The 22323-nt window shown below is 47.0% G+C and carries 24 protein-coding genes and 1 tRNA gene; 13 read left to right on the forward strand and 12 right to left on the reverse strand.

From position 1 onward, the window contains the following. Positions 1–30 precede the first annotated feature (30 nt). Together VFH06_02085 and VFH06_02090 are read right to left on the reverse strand one after the other, a co-directional pair. A complete protein-coding gene (locus tag VFH06_02085) occupies positions 31–1260 on the reverse strand; it encodes a type II secretion system F family protein (protein HET6746875.1) in 1230 nt (409 codons plus the stop codon). Positions 1261–1262: 2 nt separating this feature from the next. Next, positions 1263–3041 (reverse strand): GspE/PulE family protein, encoded by a 1779-nt coding sequence (locus tag VFH06_02090; GenBank protein ID HET6746876.1) that lies wholly within the window; start codon positions 3039–3041, stop codon positions 1263–1265. 236 nt (positions 3042–3277) lie between these two features. Here VFH06_02090 and VFH06_02095 point away from each other — a divergent pair, with 236 nt between their 5' ends. From VFH06_02095 to VFH06_02115, 5 genes are all read left to right on the forward strand, one after another. Next, entirely contained in the window at positions 3278–3799 is a 522-nt protein-coding gene (locus tag VFH06_02095) for a hypothetical protein (GenBank protein HET6746877.1), read from the forward strand. A gap of 81 nt (positions 3800–3880) precedes the next feature. Next, positions 3881–4336, forward strand: a complete 456-nt coding sequence (tsaE, locus tag VFH06_02100) for a tRNA (adenosine(37)-N6)-threonylcarbamoyltransferase complex ATPase subunit type 1 TsaE (protein HET6746878.1) — start codon at positions 3881–3883, stop codon at positions 4334–4336. After that, complete coding sequence (tsaB, locus tag VFH06_02105) at positions 4333–4719, forward strand: tRNA (adenosine(37)-N6)-threonylcarbamoyltransferase complex dimerization subunit type 1 TsaB (protein ID HET6746879.1); 387 nt, start codon at positions 4333–4335, stop codon at positions 4717–4719. The genes tsaE and tsaB overlap by 4 nt, the downstream gene beginning before the upstream one ends. A 168-nt stretch (positions 4720–4887) precedes the next feature. Next, positions 4888–6378, forward strand: a complete 1491-nt coding sequence (gene rny, locus VFH06_02110) for a ribonuclease Y (protein HET6746880.1) — start codon at positions 4888–4890, stop codon at positions 6376–6378. Between the two features lie 5 nt (positions 6379–6383). Beyond that, positions 6384–6881 (forward strand): NUDIX hydrolase, encoded by a 498-nt coding sequence (locus VFH06_02115; GenBank protein HET6746881.1) that lies wholly within the window; start codon positions 6384–6386, stop codon positions 6879–6881. Here VFH06_02115 and VFH06_02120 read toward each other — a convergent pair. The 3 genes from VFH06_02120 to VFH06_02130 form a co-directional block, all read right to left on the reverse strand. Further along, positions 6835–8235 carry an MFS transporter gene (locus VFH06_02120; GenBank protein HET6746882.1) on the reverse strand — a complete coding sequence of 467 codons (1401 nt, stop codon included), beginning with the start codon at positions 8233–8235 and terminating at the stop codon, positions 6835–6837. The two genes, VFH06_02115 and VFH06_02120, sit on opposite strands and share 47 nt — an antisense overlap. A gap of 72 nt (positions 8236–8307) precedes the next feature. After that, the gene (locus tag VFH06_02125; GenBank protein ID HET6746883.1) at positions 8308–8718 is read right to left on the reverse strand and encodes a hypothetical protein; all 411 of its coding nucleotides are present in this window, start codon (positions 8716–8718) and stop codon (positions 8308–8310) included. 170 nt (positions 8719–8888) lie between these two features. Next, positions 8889–9137 (reverse strand): hypothetical protein, encoded by a 249-nt coding sequence (locus tag VFH06_02130; GenBank protein HET6746884.1) that lies wholly within the window; start codon positions 9135–9137, stop codon positions 8889–8891. A 119-nt stretch (positions 9138–9256) separates the two neighbouring features. Between VFH06_02130 and VFH06_02135 the strand changes: the two genes are divergently transcribed. Beyond that, positions 9257–9727 (forward strand): thioredoxin domain-containing protein, encoded by a 471-nt coding sequence (locus VFH06_02135; protein ID HET6746885.1) that lies wholly within the window; start codon positions 9257–9259, stop codon positions 9725–9727. Then, a complete protein-coding gene (locus tag VFH06_02140; GenBank protein HET6746886.1) occupies positions 9724–10467 on the forward strand; it encodes a cytochrome c biogenesis protein CcdA in 744 nt (247 codons plus the stop codon). The genes VFH06_02135 and VFH06_02140 overlap by 4 nt, the downstream gene beginning before the upstream one ends. Positions 10468–10509: 42 nt before the next feature. Here VFH06_02140 and VFH06_02145 read toward each other — a convergent pair. Continuing rightward, positions 10510–10586, reverse strand: a tRNA-Pro gene (locus VFH06_02145). Positions 10587–10664: 78 nt separating this feature from the next. On the opposite strand from VFH06_02145, the gene VFH06_02150 reads away from it, so the two are divergent. Further along, positions 10665–12167: a glycosyltransferase family 39 protein gene (locus tag VFH06_02150; protein HET6746887.1), complete on the forward strand. Its 1503-nt coding sequence runs from the start codon at positions 10665–10667 to the stop codon at positions 12165–12167. Here VFH06_02150 and opgC read toward each other — a convergent pair. After that, entirely contained in the window at positions 12154–13260 is a 1107-nt protein-coding gene (gene opgC / locus VFH06_02155) for an OpgC domain-containing protein (protein ID HET6746888.1), read from the reverse strand. The genes VFH06_02150 and opgC overlap by 14 nt on opposite strands. 44 nt (positions 13261–13304) lie before the next feature. Between opgC and VFH06_02160 the strand changes: the two genes are divergently transcribed. Beyond that, positions 13305–13763, forward strand: coding sequence for a peroxiredoxin (locus VFH06_02160; GenBank protein ID HET6746889.1), 459 nt, complete (start codon positions 13305–13307; stop codon positions 13761–13763). Between the two features lie 92 nt (positions 13764–13855). Continuing rightward, entirely contained in the window at positions 13856–14224 is a 369-nt protein-coding gene (locus VFH06_02165) for a hypothetical protein (GenBank protein HET6746890.1), read from the forward strand. A 64-nt stretch (positions 14225–14288) separates the two neighbouring features. On the opposite strand, the gene VFH06_02170 is transcribed toward VFH06_02165, so the two are convergent. Both VFH06_02170 and VFH06_02175 read right to left on the reverse strand, forming a co-directional pair. Next, positions 14289–15011, reverse strand: a complete 723-nt coding sequence (locus VFH06_02170) for a glutamine amidotransferase (GenBank protein ID HET6746891.1) — start codon at positions 15009–15011, stop codon at positions 14289–14291. After that, on the reverse strand, positions 15008–16276 hold the full coding sequence (locus VFH06_02175; GenBank protein ID HET6746892.1) for a MurT ligase domain-containing protein: 1269 nt from the start codon (positions 16274–16276) through the stop codon (positions 15008–15010). Before VFH06_02175 ends, VFH06_02170 begins: the two co-directional genes overlap by 4 nt. Before the next feature lie 46 nt (positions 16277–16322). Here VFH06_02175 and VFH06_02180 point away from each other — a divergent pair, with 46 nt between their 5' ends. The 3 genes from VFH06_02180 to VFH06_02190 are packed head-to-tail and all read left to right on the forward strand — an operon-like array spanning position 16323 to position 20649. Further along, positions 16323–16706 carry a hypothetical protein gene (locus VFH06_02180; protein HET6746893.1) on the forward strand — a complete coding sequence of 128 codons (384 nt, stop codon included), beginning with the start codon at positions 16323–16325 and terminating at the stop codon, positions 16704–16706. Continuing rightward, complete coding sequence (locus VFH06_02185) at positions 16694–19150, forward strand: ATP-dependent Clp protease ATP-binding subunit (GenBank protein HET6746894.1); 2457 nt, start codon at positions 16694–16696, stop codon at positions 19148–19150. Before VFH06_02180 ends, VFH06_02185 begins: the two co-directional genes overlap by 13 nt. Continuing rightward, positions 19150–20649 (forward strand): FAD-dependent oxidoreductase, encoded by a 1500-nt coding sequence (locus tag VFH06_02190; GenBank protein HET6746895.1) that lies wholly within the window; start codon positions 19150–19152, stop codon positions 20647–20649. Before VFH06_02185 ends, VFH06_02190 begins: the two co-directional genes overlap by 1 nt. On the opposite strand, the gene VFH06_02195 is transcribed toward VFH06_02190, so the two are convergent. The 3 genes from VFH06_02195 to VFH06_02205 form a co-directional block, all read right to left on the reverse strand. Beyond that, a complete protein-coding gene (locus tag VFH06_02195) occupies positions 20646–21125 on the reverse strand; it encodes a hypothetical protein (protein ID HET6746896.1) in 480 nt (159 codons plus the stop codon). The genes VFH06_02190 and VFH06_02195 overlap by 4 nt on opposite strands. Before the next feature lie 104 nt (positions 21126–21229). Next, positions 21230–21715 carry a 2'-5' RNA ligase family protein gene (locus VFH06_02200; protein ID HET6746897.1) on the reverse strand — a complete coding sequence of 162 codons (486 nt, stop codon included), beginning with the start codon at positions 21713–21715 and terminating at the stop codon, positions 21230–21232. Continuing rightward, positions 21708–22277, reverse strand: a complete 570-nt coding sequence (locus VFH06_02205; protein HET6746898.1) for an AAA family ATPase — start codon at positions 22275–22277, stop codon at positions 21708–21710. The genes VFH06_02200 and VFH06_02205 overlap by 8 nt, the downstream gene beginning before the upstream one ends. Between the last annotated feature and the right edge of the window lie 46 nt (positions 22278–22323).

Consider the following 22323-nt stretch of genomic DNA (forward strand, 5'->3'; position numbering starts at 1 on the left):
GCATGAGCGAAATGGTTTGTCGTCTGCTACCTAGCCTTTAATGCTTTGCGCAAGTCCGGCGATAGGACCCATGACACTCGCTGCAATCAAGCCGACCATACTTCCCATAATAACGATCATAACCGGCTCAATGATCGAGCTGAGGCCATCGATGGCGACATCGACCTCTTCTTCGTAGAAGTCAGCCACCTTTACGAGTACCGTATCCGTTTGCCCTGTTTCCTCACCTACTGCGAGCATTTGGGGAACGATAGCAGGAAAAAGTGTACTTTTTTCAATGACAGAAGAAAGAGTGGCTCCGTTTTTTACTTTTTCGGCGGCATCTTTCAGTTCTTTTTCGTACACGACATTGCCGACAGCTCGGGAGGTGACGTCGAGTGCCTCAAGCACAGCAACTCCCGCACCCATTAACGCCGAGAATGTCCTTGCAAACCGGGCGACACACACCTTGGTCACAATTCCTTTGATGCCTGGAACTTTAAGCACGAGGTGGTGAAGCTGTGACTTACCTTTGGGTGTTTTTAAGTAGCGAAGCAAAAAGATAACTCCACCAATAGCCGCAGGAAGCAGGATAAACCAATAGTTTGTCATGAACGCGCTGATGCCAAGCATGACCTGGGTAAGGGCGGGCAATTCCGCATCTGGTCCGCCGAGGTCTTTAAGGAGTTTGCCAATTTGTGGAATAACAAAGAGCATGAGTCCGAAGAACGCAATAATGGTAATAACTATTAACACCATCGGGTACGTCATAGCACTTTTTACCTTTTTACGAATAGTAGAAGATTTTTCTTGTTGGAGGGCAAGACGTTTAAGAATTTCATCGAGAATGCCGGCCGCTTCACCAGCGCGGACCATGTTGACGTAGACGTCGCTGAAAGTATTGGGGTATTTTGCTAGGGCATCGCCAAGTTGTGCTCCGCCCTGAACATCTACGATGATTGTTGCGAGCACTTTTTTCAGCGCGGCGCTTTCTGTGTGCTGCTCCAGCGAATTAAGTGCCCGAAGCAGAGGAACACCTGCGCCGACCATAGCGCTCAACTGACGGGTAAACATGACGAGATCATCATTTTTTACTTTGTTTTGGCCGAGAAAATCTCCGAAGCTGAAGCCGCCGATAGTTTTCTTTATTTCTTTGACGCTAACCGGCTTAAGCCCGTCTTTAGTAAGGCCATTAATAACCGCCGCCCTGTCAGTAGCTTCAAACGTACCGGTGACGGTTTTGTTCTGCTTGTTTGTAGCGATATAAGAAAAATCAGGCATGGCTATTCTTTTGTTACTCTTAAGACTTCTTCGATCGCTGTTTCACCTCGGATGGCTTTTATGAGGCCATCAGTTTGCATCGTTGACATCCCTTCGCTTATGGCCTGAACTTGAATATCGGCGCTTGTCGCGTTGCTCATGATTAATTTCTGAACAGGGTTGCTGACGCCCAGTACCTCGTAAATACCGATACGGCCGCGATAGCCCGTATGGTTACATTCTTCGCAGCCATCAGGCGACGCTCTCCAAAGAGTTGTAATTGTAGTTGTGCTGGTGCCTGCCGGTAAACCTTCACCAATACGCTGCTTGATAGCTTCGGCTTCAAGATTGTGGATATAGCTAAAGTCTTGGTCTTTTCGCAGGTTAAAGAGGTGAATAATAGCCGCGGCTTCCTCGGTATTGGGGTTATATGATTTTCGACAATTTGTGCAAAGTTTGCGCACAAGGCGCTGACCAACCACAGCTTTCACGGTGCTCGCAATTAAGAATGGCTCGATGCCCATATCGAGAAGGCGAGGGAGCGAGGTGGCGGCGTTATTTGTGTGCAATGTACTGAACACCAAGTGTCCGGTGAGGGCTGCCTGAATACCAAGATCGGCGGTTTCTCGGTCTCGAATCTCACCTACCATGATGATGTTGGGGTCTTGACGGAGCAAGGCGCGAAGCCCGCCGGCAAATGTCATGCCAGCCTTTACATTAGTTTGCGTTTGGTTGACGCCCGGAATTCGATACTCCACAGGATCCTCAATGGTGGAAATGTTAACGTTTGGCGTGTTAAGCATGGTAAGGATGCTGAAAAGGCTGGTTGATTTACCTGAACCAGTCGGTCCGGTAATAAGGATCATGCCATTGGGTTCGGTAATAGCCGACATAATCACCTCAAGCGAATGGCCCCAATAGCCAAGATCTTGTAAGCTGACAGCTTGGTTGGACTCGTCTAAAATACGCATGACCACTTTTTCTCCGTCGACTACCGGAAGCGTGCTGACACGAAGCGCATATTGTTTACCGGCTACACGTATCTTAAAACGACCATCTTGAGGAACGCGGCGTTCGTCAATCTTTAGATTCGAGAGAATCTTTACACGGCTGATGAGTGCGTTCATCACATTGCGTGGCAAGCGGTTGACTTCTTTTAAAACACCGTCGATACGGTAACGGACTTGCACATAATCTTCGCGTGGTTCGATGTGAACGTCGCTGGCATTGGAGCGGATGGCGTATTCAAGGAGTAGATTGACAGTCTGAGCGATTGGCGAATCTTCAGAGACGTCGCTTTCGGAAACAACTTGAGCCTCACCATTATCTTCGCGCTGCACATCGATAACCTGGTTGAGTTCTTTTGTGACGTCGCCGCGATAATTTTCAAGGCAAGCAAGGATGTTGCTACGCGTGGCAATGTAGAGTTTTATACTTTCGCCGATTTGCTTTTGGATAAAGTTGAAGGCCTGAACGTCGTCTGGGTCGTCCATGGCGAGGTGCATAAGGCCCTCTGGGTCGACTTTGAAGAGAACGGCATTGTATTGACGGGCGATACGCTCAGGGATTTTATTGAGGGCCTCGGGGTCAATGCTTGAAGGATCGATCTCGATGAATGGGATGCCGGCATAATTGGCATATGTTTTAGTGAGAGTTACCTCGTCCATCAACTTGTTTTGAACGACAAGCGATTGTAACGAGCGTCTTGAACGGATACCCTCTTCTCTCAGAGAATTAATCTGATCTATGGCAACGCCATAATCGGCAAGCAGTTTTTCTACTATAGCATCAGAAATACGCATATCGCTTATGTCTATTGTAAGTCAAAATGTCCAAGAATTACAGCCGTCTGGCAGACGATAAGAAAACAAGAGGGATATATTGTAAACTAGTACATTTTATGGTATAATTTAGTTAACTTCGATTTTGGTATTGTTGTCGATCTTACTAGAGACAAAGGATAAATCACATGCGTATGATGCGAGTTTTGTGCGGCCTACTAGTGCTGGTGGCTGCGGTTGCTTGTGGGATCCCGGACATGACCTCGGCCAAGTCGGTTGTACCATCAACCCCCTCTATTTCGGCACCGGCCGAATCGGGGGGTCCGGTGACCTACTTCTATGGGCTGGGGTTGCACCTTGGCTCATCGTGGATTCAGGTCAAGGAAGAGATGGACCTGTCGCGTGCCGTGGTGGTAGATGCGAAATGCACCCAGCAGCCGCAACCTTCCTGCCTCGGTTTCGTGGTCGCTCCCATCGAGAGTGACCCGTCGGTTCGCTCGGACCTCCGCCTGGAAAATGGATGTTGGTCCAACGCCGTCATCGACGATCGCTACTACGGATTTCCCGAGCGTGTCGGGACCCTGATGGTGGGTGGCCAGCCGGTAGAATACTACAAGTACCACCTGTGCAGCCGCGAAACGGGCCAGCAGGGCAGCGAAATCATGCACATGTGGAAAGCCGTTGCCAAAGGAGTGGTTGTGTACGACCTCAACCTGGACGGTAAGCAGCCCACCCCTGGCCTGGAGTCGCTTCTGGCCGGAGTGACATGGCGGTCCTAACAATGTCAACCGAAGTACGCTCCGGACACCTCCTCTTATAGGGATGGTGGCCGGAGCTTACTTTTTGTATAATGTATCGTAATGACCATAGAGGTAGTGAACGAAGTAGCTATGAAAGCACTCGGCAAAAAGCTTGGCGCCCTTTTAAAGGGCGGCGAAATTATTGAGCTTGTTGGTGACGTAGGGGCGGGAAAGACGACGCTTGTAAAGGGTGTTGCCACAGGACTTCTGATTGATGAAGATATTCAAAGCCCTAGCTTCACAATTAGTCGGGTATACAATGCACGTGATGGCCTTACTCTGGCCCATTACGATTTCTATCGCTTGCATGATGCCGGTATTATGGCGGATGAACTTCACGAAACGGTGCACGATGTAAAAACTATCACCATTATTGAGTGGGCGGATGTTGTGGATGGTGTGCTGCCAGAAAATCGTATTACTATTCATATCACCTCACCATCAGAAGAATTACGTTCACTTGAAATGCATGCAAAAGATAAAGAGAATCAAGCGCTTCTGGAGAAACTTGCATGATTCTTTTACTTGATACATCAACGCCTGTATGTAAACTGACATTGGTCGATGGAACATGGCGTTATTACGACGAATGGCAGGCGGATAGGGAACTTGCAAGAAAGCTACTCGCGTATCTTCGAGATCAGCTTGAAAAAAATGGCAAGTCTTGGGGAGACATTTCGGGTATCGGTGCTTCTAGGGGTCCAGGTAGTTTTACGGGTCTGCGCATAGGACTCACTGTTCTAAATACGATTGCCGATGCAGAGAAAATTCCGATCGTTGGAGCCGAAGGTGAGGATTGGAAGGTAGCCGCTTTAGAAAAATTAAAATCCGGAAAAGGTGATACGATCGTACTCCCACTCTACGGCAGCGAAGCTCATATCACAAAACCGCGCAAATAATCTTGCGAATATATAGTAAAAAGAGCTACAATGAACGTAGTCTACTATTTGATAGACCCTGATGAAACTTTTTTGAAACTTCCGGTTTGCCCTACAACCTAGTTATTGATTACTTAAACAAAAATACATAGCGAGACTTAAAGGGTTACCCGTGAGAAAGGAATAACCATGATAGAGGGAATAATTGCCGCAGTACTTGGGGTGGTTTTTGGCGTTGGAGGAACGGTCGTATACGAGAGGCGCCGTGTTGCCAACGGCAAGGCTACTATTGAGAAGGAATTGGCTAAGGCTAAAGCAAAGGCAGGCGACATCGTCTTAAAAGCAAAAGACGAGGCTGTGACGCTTGAAAATGAGCGCCGAAAAGAATGGAAAAAAACTGAAAATCGTTTAGCCGAGCGCGAAACGAACTTAGACAAGAAGCTCGATGAACTCGACAAGCGTGCTGAAAAGCTTCGTAAAGGTGAAGATGAAGTTGAAGAATTAAAGTCTGAAATTCGTCAGATCCGCGCCAAACAGCAAGAAAAACTTGAAAAAATTGCTGGTTTAAAAAAGTCAGAAGCAGCCGATAAATTGATGCATATGACCGAACGCGATATCAAACACGACCTCGTGGGTTTGGTAAGCAAATTACAGCACGATGCCATGGAAGATGCCGAAGAACGTGCACAGACTATCTTAGTAAGTGCCATGGAGCGTATGTCGAGTGAGGTGACGGCTGAGCGCACCGTAACAGCGATCAAGCTCACCGATGATGAGATGAAAGGCCGCATTATTGGTAAAGAAGGCCGCAATATTCAGGCCCTACAACGTGCAACGGGTGTTGATATTCTTGTTGATGATACTCCAGGTATGATCGTGCTTTCGAGCTTTGACCCAGTGCGTCGTCAGGTTGCACGCTTAGCTGTTGAGATGCTCATGAAGGATGGTCGCATTCACCCCGGCCGTATTGAAGAAGTCGTTGAAAAAGCTGAGAAGCAGATTGAAAAAGAGATTGTTCGCGCCGGAGAAGATGCTGCGCGTGAAGTCGGTGTGGCAGGTATTCCAAAAGAAATGCTTCGTTTGCTCGGTGAACTGAAATTCCGTACGAGTTATGGACAAAACGTCTTGCTCCATAGTACTGAAATGGCGCATATGGCAGGTATGATCGCCGAAGAAATCGGCGCCGACGTTCGTATTACTAAGATTGCTACCTTGCTTCACGATGTCGGTAAAGCGATAACGCACAAGATTGAAGGCAAGCACCACCATATTGGTGCCGAGCTGGCACGCAAAGCTGGTATGGATGAGCGAATTGTTCATGCTATTGAAGCTCATCACGACGATATTGAGGCGACGACGCCAGAGGCACTTGTCGTGCGGGTGTGTGATGCGCTTTCAGCTGCTCGCCCAGGTGCACGTAATATTAGCGCTGAAAACTTCGTCGAGCGTATGCGTGATCTTGAAAACGTAGCAACCAGTTTCTCTGGTATCGACAAGGCGTATGCAATTAGTGCTGGCCGTGAAATTCGTGTTATTGTGAGTCCTAAGGATGTTGATGATCTTTCCGCAATCAAGCTGGCTCGCGACATCGCCACGAAGATTGAAAGCACTATGCAATATCCAGGCACAATAAAAGTAAATGTCATACGGGAGACACGCGCTATCGAGTTCGCTAAGTAGGTGGGATGCGGCTATTCAAAAAGAAAAAGACATACGAATCATTTATAGCATGGTCTAAAACCCTTGACCGGCGCGTTTCGAGTGCGGCGATGATCTTGGAAAATAGTGCGGGGCAGGTGCTGATTGTAAAAGCGGGCTATAAATCGTACTGGACATTCCCGGGAGGCATTATCGACGCCGGCGAAACACCCAAAGAAGCGGCGATCCGTGAAGTATTTGAAGAAGTAGGGATTACGGTGGATCCCTCAACTGTCGACTTTGTTGCGGTTGTAAATCGCAAAAGTAATCTTGCTCAAACCTACCAATTTATATTCAAGACAACTCTGACAAAAACTATGCTTGAGCATCTTGTGTTGCAAGCCTCCGAGCTCGAAGACTATGCGCTCATAACTAAAGCGGATGTAACGCGAGAGAACCGGCCATACGGTAAAGTGATCCACACCTGGGCGACAGGAGCTATTGGGTATGTTGAGCAGTTGTTTGATCGTCGGACGGACGGCTAGCAACGAGGGAGTTTTTGATTCCAAAGAAAGAGATGATACCGCCAGTAAAAAGAAGTGCAGCGGTAAAAATAAGCCCGGCATGAAACCCTTGTACATTCAGTGATGTGCCGACGATAACACCAATAGTAGCAATTGCAACTAGCCCGGCAATCCTCGAAACAGCATTGTTAATCGCCGAGCCAATCCCCGACTGACGACTGCTAATCGAGCCCAAAATTGCAGAAGTAAGTGGGGCAACGGTAATCGAGAGCCCTAGCCCGAAGCCAAGAATACCGGGAAGAAGATCGGTCCAGTAATTAACGGTGTTATCTGCCATCAACATGAGGAGGAAGCCGATACCGGCGACTATTGGCCCCACCGACATAAAAAATCGCGGCCCATACTTCCCTGCCAGGCCGCCAAAGTACGATGAAAGCGTAAACATAAGAACCGTCACAGGGAGAAATGTCAGCCCTGCGGCCAGCGCAGAGTATCCTGCTATCTGCTGGATAAATATCGTCACAATAAAAGTGGATAATGACAGTCCGCCATAAATAAATACTGTTGCAATGTTGCCGGCGGCAAAGTTGCGATTATTAAATAGTGATAAGGGAAGCATAGGATGGGGAGTTCGTTTTTCATACCAGAGGAAGCTCACGAAAGAAATGATGCCGATGATCAATGAGCTATCAATGAGTGGATGAAACCAGCCTAGGTTTGGCTGCTCGATAAGCGCATAGGTAATTCCGCCCAGTCCTATCGCACAAAGTAAGGCGCCGATTCCATCAACCCTCGTATTTTCATTTGCCTCACCCACAGGCTTTAGCGACCGTATGAGCCAGAGTGTTACAAGGATAGGAAGAATATTTATAGCAAAAATAAGCCGCCAAGAGGCAATATCAATTAAGAAGCCGCCAAGGAGTGGGCCCATTACTGAGGCAACAACCGTCCAGGAAGTCCAGATACCGATTGCTTTTCCTTGCTTTGATCCGCTAAACGACGACACAATAAGGGCAAGCGAACTCGGAACAAGTAATGCGCCAGCCGCTCCTTGGATGCCGCGACCGATGATAAGAAATAGCTCGTTAGGTGCGACTGCACACAATACGGAAGCCGCGCCAAAGCCAATAAGGCCAAAAACCAGGATCCGTACGCGGCCAAAGATATCTGAAAGTGATCCCGCTATCAACATTAACGATCCGAGGGTAAGTAGGTAAGCATTTACGATCCACTGCTGAGCCACCAGTCCCCCACCTAATTCGCGGACGATGGCCGGCAAGGCAACATTCACGACGAACCCATCTAGGAATGAAATAAAAGACGCAAGAATACTCACAATAAGGACGAGCCGTTGCTGCGGAGAGAAGCTTTTCATATACGTAGTATAGCATTATGAGAATATGAAAAGGCCCTAGGTGTCTCTGTGGATAGACGCCTAGGGCTGCCGTTATTCGTCCAGCTTGGCGATCTCACCGATGGCCAGCAGTTCCTTCGTCTGTCCCTGACCGTCACGAGTGGCTGCCAAAACGATGCTCCGAACTTCATCGGAGATCACGGCTTGCCATTTGTGGTTGAATCCCATCTCGAAGCCGCACTCGACGATGTGAGCGGCCGCCCGCTTTGTGAAGCGGTATTCGGGATCACGGCAGGCGTCGACGATCGCATAGAAGGCGAGAGTGTACTCGTTGTTGTCACGGTCGAGCAGAGCGTGTAACGCTTCCAGGACATCGATGAAAACTGCGCCTGACACCTCGGTGTTGCCCTCATCGAGCAACTGAATCCGCTTGCGAAACCTCGTGCGCATGAAGTCCCAGTCCACCAAGTCACTCATGGCTTTACTCCATTTCAGCTTGGACAATAGCAAAAAATATTATACCATATGTTTTGTTTTTTTAGTTTCTGACCGGAATCGTCTTATTGGTATATCAGAAAGTTAATATATTTTTTTGCGTTTTAAAATACAAGCACCCCGCCTCATGCTCGGCGCACCAGGTGAGGTGCTTGTATCTGCCGAGTAGGCAGGGTGAGTTAGTGTCCACCGCTGACGGTTAAGCCGGAAATTCTCTGTATGTCCGCAGCAACAGACCGGAGACTGAACGTCGCATGCCAGTTTCCGTTGCTTCCCACAAACAGGAAGCCGTGAGGCGCATCGTACTGGGCACCGTCTTGCCAGTCACTAGTTTTTTCCGGGAGTTTGGAGGGTAGCGTACTGCCAAGCACTTCGAAATACGCTTGAAGCGCTCGCATGCCTTTTCCTCGTGTGACGAGATTATCCATATTCTCCACTGGACCTCATTTACTAGAGAGCGGTAACGTTAAGATTTTACCATGGTCAAGCTATGGGTGGATAGTTTTATTGTTTGCTAATCTACTAGAGAAGTAGCTATAGTAGAGATATGAATAAAAAGCTTTTATTTGCGATAATCGGCATCCTCCTTGTTATCGGGGCAGCTGTCATGTATGTTATATCTCAAAAAGAAACAAAGACCGAGTCTCATACAACTACTAAAAATACCGAGGTACAGACCGATACTCAGCCTAGTTCTCCCAATGCCGTAAGAGGCAAGTATATTGATTACACAGAAGCTGACTTTGCATCTACTCGTGGTGTAAAGATGCTATTTTTTCATGCTCCCTGGTGTCCACAGTGTCGTGCTTTGGACGAAAGTATAAAAGCAAGCGAGCTGCCAGAAGGTCTTACTATTTTTAAGGTAGACTATGATTCAAACCAAGCACTCCGGACTAAGTATGGCGTGACTCTCCAAACCACGGTCGTTAAGACTGATGAAAAAGGGGATAAGATCAGCAGCTACGTGGCCTATGATGAGCCGACGTTCCAGAGTGTAAAACAGGCACTTTTGCCATGATTGAACTCACCATTGTTGCATTTGTCGCTGGAGTATTGACCGTTGCCGCACCCTGTATATTACCGCTTTTGCCGGTAATTGTTGGTGGAAGCGTATTGCACGGTGCGACGCAGAATGAGCGCGCCTCGTTCAAGCACCCTCTCGTTATTGTGTTGAGTCTAGGAATTTCTGTCTTTGTTTTCTCCCTACTTCTTAAAGCTACGACTATTTTTCTTGGCGTGCCAACAAGTATCTGGAGCTTTGTTTCCGGCAGTATAGTGATTCTTTTCGGCATTACACTCTTATTTCCAACACTATGGGAGAAGCTGATGATTGCAACGGGGTGGCAGGCTGGGGCAAACCGACTAATGGCAAGGTCTCAGAAAAGCAACGGTATTGCAAAAGATATTCTTCTGGGCGCGGCCTTGGGTCCAGTATTCAACAGTTGCAGTCCAACATATGCATTGATTGTTGCTGCCGTACTTCCAGCGTCGTTTGCCGCGGGAGCCATATATCTCCTTGCTTATTCTTTTGGCCTTGCATCCGTGCTCCTTCTCATTGGTCTGTTCGGACGAGTATTTGTTAATAAACTAAAGTGGCTTAGCAACCCTGATGGATTGTTTAAAAAGATAGTAGGCGCAGTTTTTATTATCGTTGGATTGACCGTACTGCTTGGGGTAGATAAAAAGGTACAAACATACGTTTTAGAAAACGGCTGGTACGACCCCATAATGAAAATCGAAGAATCATTTAAAAAATAGAAAATAGTATGCGGGAAAGCATACTATTACATAATGAATTCATGGTCGGGGTGAAAGGACTCGAACCTTCGACCTCACGGTCCCAAACCGCGCGCGCTAGCCAACTGCGCCACACCCCGATAGGTGTTTTCTTTAAGTGATTATACTGTACTTCGTTGGTTTTTTCCAGAGGTATTTTAGCGTGGTATGATGGAGATATGATAAAGCGTCTTTTAGGGTTATTTCACAAAACGCCACCGTGGTACGAACAATATTTTATGTGGCTTGTTATAGGAGCTGCTGTTATAGCGATGGTGATAAGTCTCGGTATCGGCTTGATGCAGAGCGTATGGTTTGATGAAGCATATTCGATTCTGCTTGCCAAGCAGTCCGTGGCGGATTTGATCCATCTTACAAGTATTGATACTCATCCACCTTTATACTATCTTCTGCTGAAGGTATGGGGTAGTGTTTTTGGCTGGGGTGAGTTTGCGCTCCGCTCGCTGAGTGTTCTTTTTATGGGCGGTGCATTGATCATAGGGGCGTTATTGGTGAAGCGCTTGTTTGGCGTAAAAGCCGCACTCATGACGGTGCTGTTTCTTGTTTTAGCACCCTTCCTTTTGCGATACGGATTTGAAATCCGCATGTATTCACTAGCGTCATTTATTGGCATTTTGGCCACATATGTTTTGGTTGTAGCGGTTGATAAAAACACGAAGAAGTCATGGCTGTTGTATCTTACCTATGCTGTTCTTGTTGCGCTCGGGATGCTGACACTTTACTACACCGTGCTCTTGTGGATCACTCACCTCGTATGGCTTATTTGGCTTTCGGTGAACAGAAGGGAATCTATTTTTAAACAGAGGTGGTGGTTTGCGTATGTGGGCGCGGTAGTGTTTTTCCTGCCTTGGCTCCCGACATTTTTAAAGCAGATGACCAACGGGGCACTCGCGCCTATATCGCAGCAATTGACCGCTGATAACATGGTAGGAATCGTTTCGTTTTGGTTTTTATATCAACCATCGTGGCAGTTAAATGGCCTATTGTCTCTTCTGCTTCTGGCCGTCTTTGTTGTGATTACGTATATTCTAGTAAAAGCATGGAAAGTAACTAGCAACAAACAAAAACCTGGCTTTATGTTGCTGATTTTTTATGCAGCTGTACCTGTCATGATGATTGCTTTAATCTCGCTTGCCCGGCCTATGTATGTTGAGCGATACCTTGCTCACGTGCTCATAGGATTCGGCCTTTTATTAGGAGTGGCGATCTGGCTATTTGCTTTAAAACAAGCAAGTAAAGCACGCCTACTTGGATTTGGCTTACTTGCCGTGTTGTTTTTAGGACTTTCACAGCTCGTTGGCTCTGGTAATTATAATTTTCAACGATTGCAACACCCTCAGGTAAAACAAGCAGCAGGTATTATTGATTGCTCCAAGGGTTCTTTGCTTGCTGCTGATCCGTACGTTGCAACAGAGCTGAGCTACTATATGCCAAACTGCGATATTCATTTTTATAGTGATACTGCCGATCTTCGTGGAGGATACGCACCGTTTGCAAATAGTAATTTGAGAACATCAGATCCTGAGAAAGATTTTGCTTCTGCGAAGCGCCTTACTTACGTGTATTACGATAAGGCAGAACTGACTCTTCCACACTCACTGTATTTGAAGGAGGATATTTCGTTTGGTCCACTTCATGTAAGTGAATTCAGCGTGGAATAATTTTCATTAAGAAACGCTTTTTTACGGCCAGCCATACCATCATGACTCCTGCGATAGCAAGGAAAAAATTAAGCCAAACCGACGATGTCGCGCCCGGAACAATGAGGTGAAGGAAGAAGACGAGAAACGCTTGGATGGTATAGACGTATAATGAATTTGTGCCAAAAGACATAAAAAGCCAGCCTGCCCAGCGTACGATATATTTTTCAAAGCGCCAGAAAAACCAAAAGGCCGCACCGAACCACAAAACAAATAGTAGCAGACGAGGAAGATAGAGCGGCTCTTTTGCGAATGTAGGGTAGAGATCATCAAAAATTTGCTTGAAAAGCGGGCTCAGCCCGAATAAATCGGTGCCATACGCCAGCAAAAAGCAAACTATCATAGTTGTTGCCGCAAGAGAGACGGTGGCTGTGACGATAATTTTTCGAAAAGGTAGGCTGATTCTTGTCCACCATTGCCGGATTTGTGGCCAATAATAGCCCACAGTGAGGCCACCGAAGAATACCAGCTGCCAACTATATATTTGAGATAATTCCATGGTTTCAAGGTGACTATTTGGAAATTGCATCCATATAAGTACATTAATACCGAGAAGGACATACCAAAGATTCTTCCGAAGTAACCATAAAGCGATGGGGCTGGCAAGGATATATACCGCATAGAGCCGCAAATAGTCTGCCCAGCCATAAATATATTGGAAGGTGAGGCCGCCCCATATTATTTCAAATATATTTTCACTCGGCAGACGAATCCCGGGCTTAAGGCCTGGATTAGTGAGAAAGAGCCAGCCGACGAATGTAAAGAACAGCATGAGGACAACCGCAGTGATGTATAGCTGAAGTCCGCGTTTTAGAAGGAGCTTTGCGGGGACGCTAAAGGGTTCATGAATAAGCTTGCCGCCGCGGACAATGCCCAAAACAATGCCCGAAATAAAAAAGAACCCCTCTGCTGAAGAAACAAAAAGGTTACCACGGCCACTCCACCAATCAAGTAAGTTCGGGTAGTATGCAAGATGGTCAAGAATAATCGCGACTAAAAAATAGCCACGAAGTAAGTCGAAAGTAAGAATACGGGATGATTTAATTTCAGACACTTGCTGTATATAGTATAGCGCGATTCTTAGGGTATACTGAAATAATGAAGCAACCACCATATGAAGCTCCCAACTTTATCTTGCCAAGCGATGACGGCCCTCGTAGCCTTGGTGATTACAAAGGTAAATGGCTCGTCCTTTACTTTTATCCCAAAGACGATACACCAGGTTGTACGATTGAGGCCTGTAGTCTGCGGGATGCGCGTGATGAAATTGTGGCATTAGGAGCAGAAATTGTCGGCATTTCACGCGATGACGCACCGAGTCATGAAAAGTTCAAGGCAAAGCATTTGCTTAACTTTACGCTCCTCACGGACGCTGACCACACGGTGATGGATGCGTACGGAGCCTGGGGCAAAAAAATGTTCGGCAAAGAAGGGGTTTTAAGAAAGACCTTCATTATTAATCCGGATGGAATCGTTGTGAAGGTGTACGGAAGGGTCACTCCCCAAGGTCATGGTGAGCAAGTAGCTGCCGAGTTGAAGTCGCTCCAGGCGAAGTAGCTGTTGCATTTAAGTCTACAATCGTGAGACAATGAATTTCGTCACTCAATCTGAGTGAGTTGGTGTTTTCGATAGCTCCACAAGAAGGGACTATGAATTTTCTCAGTGTGGAACGAGCAGGGGAGATCGCTTCCATCTGTCACAGAAAGATGGTGGAAGTGAAGTCTGATGCGGAATGGTCTGTCGCAACGACCGGAGTTGACAAACGGATCGTCGATTTCTCAACGACCTGGGCGTTACTCATGCAGGTAAACGGGAAGTCTCCGCATGAGGGAGCGGCCGACGAAACGGTCGGTGAGTCGTTGCAGTACTGGGCCATCCGATACAAGAATCCTGCGGATACCCTGGAGTTCCTGAATAAATCTGTCGCTCTTCTCGCAAAAGGGTGGGGCCATGGCATTCTGTTGAAAAAGTGGTGGAATGCGAGCCCGCCGACTAAGCGACGTCTGATGAGCAAGTGACCAAAGGCGATGCTAGCAAGGAGGCGCGTTTTTCTTGCGCTCCTTGTTAGCATCGCCTTACAAATTACCTTGGACGTTTGAGGGCGACGATACGAGCTTGCTCGGCAAAATGATCATCGATAACGGTGGGTGTGAATTCTCCAAATTTACGAACAACTGCTTTTTCAACCAGGAAATCTGCGATACGAGGATTTTTTGGCAAAAGTGACCCATGAAGGTAGCTTCCAATGACATTTTTATACCGTGCGCCTTCCGTTCCATCTTGGCCATTATTGCCTGCCCCTTTTATGATATGCCCAAGCGGAGCAACGTCCTTAGCGAGATATGTTTGTCCGCTGTGATTTTCGTAGCCGATAATCTCACCAAATTCGCCGCTTTTTACAATGGTATTTCCGATGAGCCGTTCGCTCCCTGCGTGCGTTTCAATGTTAAATAAACCGATTCCCTCAATAATGTGGCCATCCTGTGTTTTAAAGAATTTTCCAAAAAGCTGATAAAGACCACAAATAACAAGCATAGGAACGCCTCTATCGGCGAGCTGTCGTACTACCGGGCCAATTTTGAGCAGATCATCCTGTACGATATCTTGCCCAGAATCTTGGCCACCACCGCCTAAGATAATGTCGGCTTCTTTCGGAAAGGTATCACCCTGGTTGTACTCAATAAGTTCTGGCTCATAGCCATGCCACTCAAGCCGCCTTTTAATGGTGAGAACATTGCCCCAGTCTCCGTAGATGTTCATGTCCTTGGGATAAATCTGAACTATAGTAATTTTTTTATCGCTCATGAAATGCGCTCCACATCGGTGATTTTGCTTAATTCGCGCCGCAAAGCGAGCATGGCAGTATATGTACAGAAAATTCGTTTAGGCGAGTCGCTCGTGAGAAACTCGCGGAGGCCTTCATTGATGTCCGGTTCAACCTTGGTAATAGGAACTTCTTCATATTGAAGTCGAAGAGCCATCTCGTATGCCCTGATTCCTGAAACGACGGCGACGCCCGATTCGCGGAGGGAATCAAAGTCGACATCCCAAAGCCACGACATATCACGGCCATCGGCGTATCGGTCGTTTACGGCGATCATCGTGCTGTAACCATTCGGTTTGAAAGATTGCAAACTGAGCCGGAAGCCGCTCGGATTTTTTACAAGGACTAGCTCAAGAGGCTGGCCGCCGATATGGAGTGTTTCGCCTCTTCCGAACGCGGGTTCTATGGTCTCGAGCCGCGTAGTAATTGTTGTCGTATCAAGGTCTTTGCCTACGATTGCACCAACAAGTGCAAGCGCAGCCGCGGCATTGTAGATATTATAAATGCCATGAAGCTTAAGCGACGCTTCAATCGTTTTTTCGCCAACAGTAAAGGTGGCTGTATGATCGCCTATGGTCTTTAGTGTGACGCTTGCCTCTGGGAGAGCGTTTAATTTGTTGCTTTTTTGAGCACGCATATCATCGTCGCTAGGAAAAAGGGAAGTAAGTGAAGAAGCTAGGCCAAAGTAGCGCACATTTTGTGTGTTGAGGAGTTTTGCGATATTGCTTATTCGCGGATCTTCTCGGTTTAGAACGACAGTACCGGTTGTTTTTTTGGCGATTTGCGCAAGTAATTTGGCGGTGGCGTCAATTTCGCCGAAACGGTCGAGTTGGTCGCGCATAACATTAAGGAGCAAACTGTATTTGGGTGAAATCGTGCTGACAAAATGGACAGCATGGGCCTCGTCGAGCTCAAGTACGGCAATATCAGCATCGAGCCTGCCGTAATTATCTACTTCGCCCAATAACGCTGCGGCGACACCTCTGGTAAAGTTACTCCCCGTTCGATTGGTAAAAACTTTCAGACCCTGGCTTTCAAGCAGCTCAACCACGATCTTGGTTGTGGTGGTTTTGCCGTTGGTACCACTGATAACGACAACACCTCTAGGGAGTTGACTTAATGTGCGCTTAATGAAATTGGGATCTATTTTTTCAACAAACAGACCAGGTAGAGCGGATCCACCGCCTCGCAAGCGGGCAACATAACGGACAGCTTTTCCTAAAAGCGTAACATATGGCTTTGACATATATCTTATTATAGCGTAAGCAGGCGGCGTACGTTACAATAAGGATATGTTTATCGTGGGTATCTTGAGCTGGTGGTATGGAGCCGGCTGGAAACAGCGCTTCACGGTGCTAAGCGAACGAATCTCTAGTACGGCCGACTATTTCTCGATCGATCTTTTGCTTAAGACGCTTTTCTCTCCTTATAGGCAGATCTCTGCGGGCAAAGTGCAAGGGTCGATCAATGTGCAGATGCGCGCCTTTTTTGATCAGCTTCTCTCACGAATTATCGGTGCGATCGTACGAACCATGATGATTATTATTGGGATTGTGGGGATACTTTTTTATAGCATGGTTGGTTTGTTTTTGGTTGTCCTTTGGGGAATCGTGCCACTAATACCCATACTAGGAATCGTGTTGTTTATCATGGGGTGGATGCCGTGGAAAGTGTAGTTTTTCGGTACGATAGCCAGCGTGCAAAGTATGCGCGGCTGGCAAAAACGCTCGGTGGGCCATGGCAGGTGCTGCTTATTCTCTTTGCCGTATTGTTTTTGCTTGGTGGCGGTGCGCTTCTTTCTATTGACATGCCAATAGGGTGGCTGATCATAGGTGTCGCAGCCCTTCCGTATATGACATATGAATGGTATGCGCACTACCTGAAAAAAATACCCGTAGCATCATCTCCTAAGACGATTGACGATCAATTATCGTCGGATGTGCTTGGTCTTTTGCCAAAAAATCCCACACCCCGAGATATCGCGACTGCCGTTGGCAGTGTGACGGGGGGTCAGTTTTTTGGTGCACGATTTGGAGTAACTTCACGATTGCTACAAGAATTGGCGAGCGATGATCCTTCGCTTACATCTTCCATATGGGAAGAAGCCCTGCGCGTGAAGGAGATGACGAACTCAGGCGAAGTGACTGCGAGCATGTTGCTCCTTGCAGTCGTTAAGGCGTTTCCTCAACACGAAGGTATACTTGCACACCTTAAAATAGATTACGATGACCTTTTGAATGGTGTCCGTTGGCAGGAGCATATATATACCTTAATCTCGGAGCATAGCAAGCCTAAAAGAACAGGGGGTATTGCAAGGGACTGGTCGTTTGGATATATTCCGCTACTAATGCGTTTTGGTATTAATATAAGTGAGCAGATTTCGCGCAGCGGGTTGCTTTCCACTAAACTTGAAGCGCACTCTCAGGCGCTCGATCAACTTATCACTACTTTTTCCGCAGCTGGTCGACAAAACGCTGTATTAGTGGGAGGTCAAGGTGTAGGAAAGACGACCATTGTATATGCATTTGCGGAAAAGCTGCTTGATGCATCGTCGAAGTTGCCGGCCAGTCTGAAATTTCGTCAAGTATTTATCCTTGATTCGGCCGCGCTAATTGCCGCTGCTCCTGGTCGCGGTGAGGTTGAAAATCTCATTATGAAGGTTCTAGGCGAAGCGTATAATGCTAAAAATATCATCATATGTCTTGATAACGCTCAACTTTTCTTTGAAGAAGGTGTCGGTTCGGTTGATCTGACGAACGTGCTTTTACCAATTCTTGAAGCGGGTAATTTGCGTATGATTCTCACGATGGACGAGCAGCGCTTTTTACAAATCGGCCAGCGTAATGCAGCACTTATTAACGCACTGAATCGTATCACGATTGGACCTGCCACAAAGGATGAAACGATTGCCGCAATGCAAGACCAGCTTATAACCACCGAGTTTCAGCGTAAAGTGACTTACATGTATCAAGCTCTTGAAGAATCGTATCGTTTGAGTGAACGGTATGTGCACGATTTAGCAATGCCCGGAAGAGCCATCAAGCTCATGGAAACAGCAGCTAATTATTCTGAAGATGGTCTCGTGACAATGAATTCCGTTCAGCAAGCAATTGAGAAAACACTGGACATAAAGGTGGGTGTGGCGAGCGGTGAAGATGAACGCGAAAAATTGCTCAACCTCGAGCAACATATCCATGAGCGGATGATCAATCAAGTGCGTGCGGTCAATGTGGTAAGTGATGCCTTGCGGCGCGCTCGAGCAGGTGTGCGTAATCAAAACAGACCGATCGGAACGTTCTTATTTCTAGGCCCTACCGGTGTTGGTAAAACTGAACTTGCTAAGGCGCTGGCCGACGTATATTTTGGTGGTGAAGGACGCATGATTCGCCTCGATCTCAACGAATATGTTCGAAGCGAGGACGTCTCTCGCCTTATTGCAGACGGTGCGGATGATCCTGCTAGCCTGACAGCCCAGGCTATGAAGCAGCCTTTTAGCGTCGTGCTGCTTGATGAGATTGAAAAAGCACATCCGAATGTCCTCACGACATTGCTTCAATTGCTTGATGAGGGTATTCTGCGCGATATTAAAAACCGCGAAGTAAGTTTTCGTGACACTATTGTTATTGCCACGAGCAATGCTGGAGCAGATAGGATCCGCGAGTACATTGAGCGTGGCTATCAGCTCGAGCAATTTGAGCAACGATTCATTGATGAGCTCATAAACACCAATCAATTCAGGCCAGAGTTTCTTAACCGCTTTGATGAAATCGTCGTTTTCCGGCCACTCAATAAACAAGAGCTAGTACAGGTTGTTGATCTCATCCTGGCGGGAATCAACAAAACCTTGGCGCTTCAAAAGATAAGCGTTCATGTAGCTGATGATGCGAAGCTCTTTCTTGTCGATAAAGGGTATGACCCTCGTTTAGGCGCGCGTCCGATGCGACGCGTGGTCCAGCGCGCTGTTGAAAATACCGTGGCAAAGCAAATGCTTGCCGGTACCGTTGCACCAGGTAGTACAATAGAGATCACTTTGGCGCAAGTTCAGCAGATCCTCATGACCGAGCAAGAAGCAAACCAGATTGCGAGGGGTGTGCCGCCATCTGGTCAAGGAATGGCGTAATGCTCGCCATAAAACAAAAATTTGATACATTTCTTGCAGGTCTTTCAATGTATCTTTTGGTTACCTTGGCGCTGTTTTTGCTTTTTGGCGTTGCGCTCACGTATTCCTTTCTAGGTGTTACCACATTCCATCCCATTGATATCATCCCTAGCCTGACTCTTTTCATGGGAATAAGTTTTGGGGCAAGCTATGTGTTTGCCTATTTGTTCAGTGTCTCGGCACACCATAAATCAGCTCTCATCACCGGGGGTATTTTATTTTGTATCTTCTCCCCTACTTTATCTGTATCTAATCTATTGATATATGCGCTGGTCGCCGTGTTTGCGGTCGCTTCAAAGTATCTGCTTGTATGGCGGAGCAGGCATATTTTTAACCCGGCAGCGGTTGCGGCAGTTATTATTTCACTAACTGGATTGCAAGGAGCGAGCTGGTGGATGGCAGATGCATCATTTGCAGTTCCGGTGACTATCCTGGCGCTCATTATCTTATACAAAACCGAAAGATTGGAAATGGGTGGCATTTTTTTCGCCTCTTACATAGTGACGCTAAGTATTGCCGCCATCTTCCATCATCAGTCGGTGGGGGATCTTCTGGTGGTATCGCTTGCCGTATGGTGGCCGCTCTTCTTTGTTGGGTTCATGGTAAGTGAACCGCTGACATTACCGTCACGTCGCTATCAGGTAGCCATAGTTGCGATAGTCGTAGCTGTTTTAGCTGGCTTACATCCATCATTCGGCCCTATATATGTGACGCCCGAAATCGCACTCATAGTGGGGAATATAGTGAGCTTTGGTATGACACGACGGGTTGGCGTGAAGCTAAAGCTTGTTCGCAGAGAGCGCTTTGCGGGCGGCCAAGAGTTATTTGAATTTGAGCCGATGAGAAAGTTCGTATTTAAAGCTGGTCAGCATCTGGAACTTAGCCTCCCTCATGCTAAGGCGGATTTGCGTGGTGAGCGTCGTCAATTTACAATCGCTTCGGCGCCGGAGTCGAAAACAATTAAACTCACCACTCGCTACGCTCAAAAAACAAGTACGTTTAAAGCACATCTGAAAACTTTGAAGATCGGGCAAACGATAACAGCTGCTGGAGTAAAGGGAGATTTCTTGCTTCCCAAAGATTCAAATAAGAAACTACTTTTTGTTGCGGGAGGTATAGGTATTACACCTTTTCGTGCATTCGTTGAATCACTGCGATTAAGGGAGCAATCGCGTGATATCGTGTTGATATATGCAGTGCGTGCAGAAAAGGAAGTGCTATTTAAGGATATTTTCAATGTGAAGTCAGGCGTAAAACAGATCGTCGTGGCGCCGGATGCCGGTCAAAATCATATCCGGGCCACAGGCATTACCAAAGAGCTATTGAAGGACGCCGTGACAGACATAGATTCACGCCATGTATATATTTCAGGACCGCCACCAATGGTTGCGGCAGTCGCTTCAGAGGTGACGGCACTCGGTGCCGCGAGCGTGACAAAGGATTCATTTACAGGCTATTAGAGAAGTTCGATCTTGCTGACATTGATCAGCTCATCGATATCGTAAATAGTATCAGTCGACTTCTCGACTTTTCCTGTGACACGTACTTTTTTGTCGGTACCTGTCATACCGGAAAGCTTACTCTCCGTGTCGCCCGAGATACCATAAAAGATACCGTCGGTTGTTTTAATACCTACTGCGCACTCCATTGTTTGAGGGCCATTCGAATCTTTATGTGGCAAACACACAGCAGTTCCTTCAAATGTGGCAATGGAGTCAGGATTTGTAAAACGCTTGCCTTCAGGCGTTGTACATTGTTCAGGCGACGTCGTCATGATCTGGTTGCCCATTGCGACGCATTCGGCGTAGCTGCTCACGGACTTGTTTCGCTGGGTGTACCAGTAGTATCCACCGGCGCCCAGGGCAAGAACAATGACGATAATAAGTAACGTGATAAAAAATGTTCGTTTGGAGTGAGACTTCTCGCTAATAACCATGGGTCCAGTATAGCATAAGGACTTTGGCGTGGTTTATCATCTTATGCGTTGCTTGAAATCGCGTATGCACGCTCCGTGGCTTCTGGTAAAAATGCCCGTAATGCTTATTGGTGGAGGTTCACTTTTGTAAGCACTCTACGCTGATACGGATCATCGTTCGGAAACATATCGATGAGGCAGAGTGAGCTGATTGTTACTCGCTCATCCTTATTCAGCCGAGCATGAGCCTGGACGGTTGAATGAGGGCGGAAGCCACCTTCGTTATATTCAGGGTTGTTAAATGTCGCGCCCTCCTGCTTTAACAAATGGACTATAGTATAATGAAGTGCTCTCAACTCTTCATTGGGAATAAGCAATGCGACGCGTGTTTGTTTTTCCGGCCCAAAGAATTCGTCATCTCCTACGGTGACGGTGACTACTTTCTGATTAGCAAGCAGTGTTTGAAGCTTACTATCAAAATCAGTTTCTTGCCGCTTGATCGCGAACGTGTCAGCAAGCGTAATATGAAGCGGCCAGCCGGACGATGGAAACTCGGTCCCTACTTCAAGAGCTTCTAAGGGGGCGATGATGGCGTACTTTTGACTAAACATCAGTCTTGCTTACGCTATTGATTGCGTCCACGACTTTTTGATAAGTTCCGTCGATATCTCCTTTCGCGGAAGTAATTCGAAAAAGATTAACACGTGTATCTGCGGCTAAGTAAACGTTATCATATAGCTCTTCAAACTCGTCTCGATCATCAGGTGTTAATGGCGGTGCTCCAGGTTCACCTCGGGTACCTCGTTCAAATACACGATCAAGCGCATCATTTTTGTCTGTAGAAAGAAGGATCTCTATAAATGGTGCATTCATATCCTGGGCAACTTTTTCTAGCGCTTCAGCCTCATCAAGGTCGGTGAGAAGATGGGGTACGATGACATCGTGGCCATTTTTGAGATGTGTGGCAATCATACTTAAGGCTATATCAAATGCAAGGTGACGGGCAGGATCGTAATTTTTAGTAGAGGACCAATCTCCTATGGTCGTAATAATTTCGTCTGTTCGGATACATAACGCAAGGGGATGGGTATCGGTATACCTCTTAGCGATCGTATCTTTGCCGATACCTGCCGGTCCATTGAGGTGAATGAGTTTGGGGTTGAAGGATGCCATATCTTTACAATACCACTGGTCCTTTGTTAGTGGCAATGCCATGTAG

Source organism: Candidatus Saccharimonadales bacterium, from assembly GCA_035697325.1.
Taxonomy (GTDB): Bacteria; Patescibacteriota; Saccharimonadia; order Saccharimonadales; family Saccharimonadaceae; genus JALRBM01.

What these genes read in the sequence shown, in the direction of transcription:
- VFH06_02160 (HET6746889.1), top strand. Translation starts at nt 13,305, where the DNA reads ATGAAGCAACCACCATATGAAGCTCCCAACTTTATCTTGCCAAGCGAT.
- VFH06_02150 (HET6746887.1), top strand. Translation starts at nt 10,665, where the DNA reads ATGATAAAGCGTCTTTTAGGGTTATTTCACAAAACGCCACCGTGGTAC.
- VFH06_02170 (HET6746891.1), bottom strand. Translation starts at nt 15,011, where the DNA reads ATGAGCGATAAAAAAATTACTATAGTTCAGATTTATCCCAAGGACATG.
- VFH06_02135 (HET6746885.1), top strand. Translation starts at nt 9,257, where the DNA reads ATGAATAAAAAGCTTTTATTTGCGATAATCGGCATCCTCCTTGTTATC.
- VFH06_02090 (HET6746876.1), bottom strand. Translation starts at nt 3,041, where the DNA reads ATGCGTATTTCTGATGCTATAGTAGAAAAACTGCTTGCCGATTATGGC.
- VFH06_02165 (HET6746890.1), top strand. Translation starts at nt 13,856, where the DNA reads ATGAATTTTCTCAGTGTGGAACGAGCAGGGGAGATCGCTTCCATCTGT.
- VFH06_02130 (HET6746884.1), bottom strand. Translation starts at nt 9,137, where the DNA reads ATGGATAATCTCGTCACACGAGGAAAAGGCATGCGAGCGCTTCAAGCG.
- VFH06_02205 (HET6746898.1), bottom strand. Translation starts at nt 22,277, where the DNA reads ATGGCATCCTTCAACCCCAAACTCATTCACCTCAATGGACCGGCAGGT.
- VFH06_02115 (HET6746881.1), top strand. Translation starts at nt 6,384, where the DNA reads ATGCGGCTATTCAAAAAGAAAAAGACATACGAATCATTTATAGCATGG.
- VFH06_02175 (HET6746892.1), bottom strand. Translation starts at nt 16,276, where the DNA reads ATGTCAAAGCCATATGTTACGCTTTTAGGAAAAGCTGTCCGTTATGTT.
- tsaB (HET6746879.1), top strand. Translation starts at nt 4,333, where the DNA reads ATGATTCTTTTACTTGATACATCAACGCCTGTATGTAAACTGACATTG.
- tsaE (HET6746878.1), top strand. Translation starts at nt 3,881, where the DNA reads ATGACCATAGAGGTAGTGAACGAAGTAGCTATGAAAGCACTCGGCAAA.
- VFH06_02120 (HET6746882.1), bottom strand. Translation starts at nt 8,235, where the DNA reads ATGAAAAGCTTCTCTCCGCAGCAACGGCTCGTCCTTATTGTGAGTATT.
- VFH06_02195 (HET6746896.1), bottom strand. Translation starts at nt 21,125, where the DNA reads ATGGTTATTAGCGAGAAGTCTCACTCCAAACGAACATTTTTTATCACG.
- VFH06_02190 (HET6746895.1), top strand. Translation starts at nt 19,150, where the DNA reads ATGCTCGCCATAAAACAAAAATTTGATACATTTCTTGCAGGTCTTTCA.
- rny (HET6746880.1), top strand. Translation starts at nt 4,888, where the DNA reads ATGATAGAGGGAATAATTGCCGCAGTACTTGGGGTGGTTTTTGGCGTT.
- VFH06_02200 (HET6746897.1), bottom strand. Translation starts at nt 21,715, where the DNA reads ATGTTTAGTCAAAAGTACGCCATCATCGCCCCCTTAGAAGCTCTTGAA.
- VFH06_02085 (HET6746875.1), bottom strand. Translation starts at nt 1,260, where the DNA reads ATGCCTGATTTTTCTTATATCGCTACAAACAAGCAGAACAAAACCGTC.
- VFH06_02180 (HET6746893.1), top strand. Translation starts at nt 16,323, where the DNA reads ATGTTTATCGTGGGTATCTTGAGCTGGTGGTATGGAGCCGGCTGGAAA.
- VFH06_02095 (HET6746877.1), top strand. Translation starts at nt 3,278, where the DNA reads ATGACCTCGGCCAAGTCGGTTGTACCATCAACCCCCTCTATTTCGGCA.
- VFH06_02140 (HET6746886.1), top strand. Translation starts at nt 9,724, where the DNA reads ATGATTGAACTCACCATTGTTGCATTTGTCGCTGGAGTATTGACCGTT.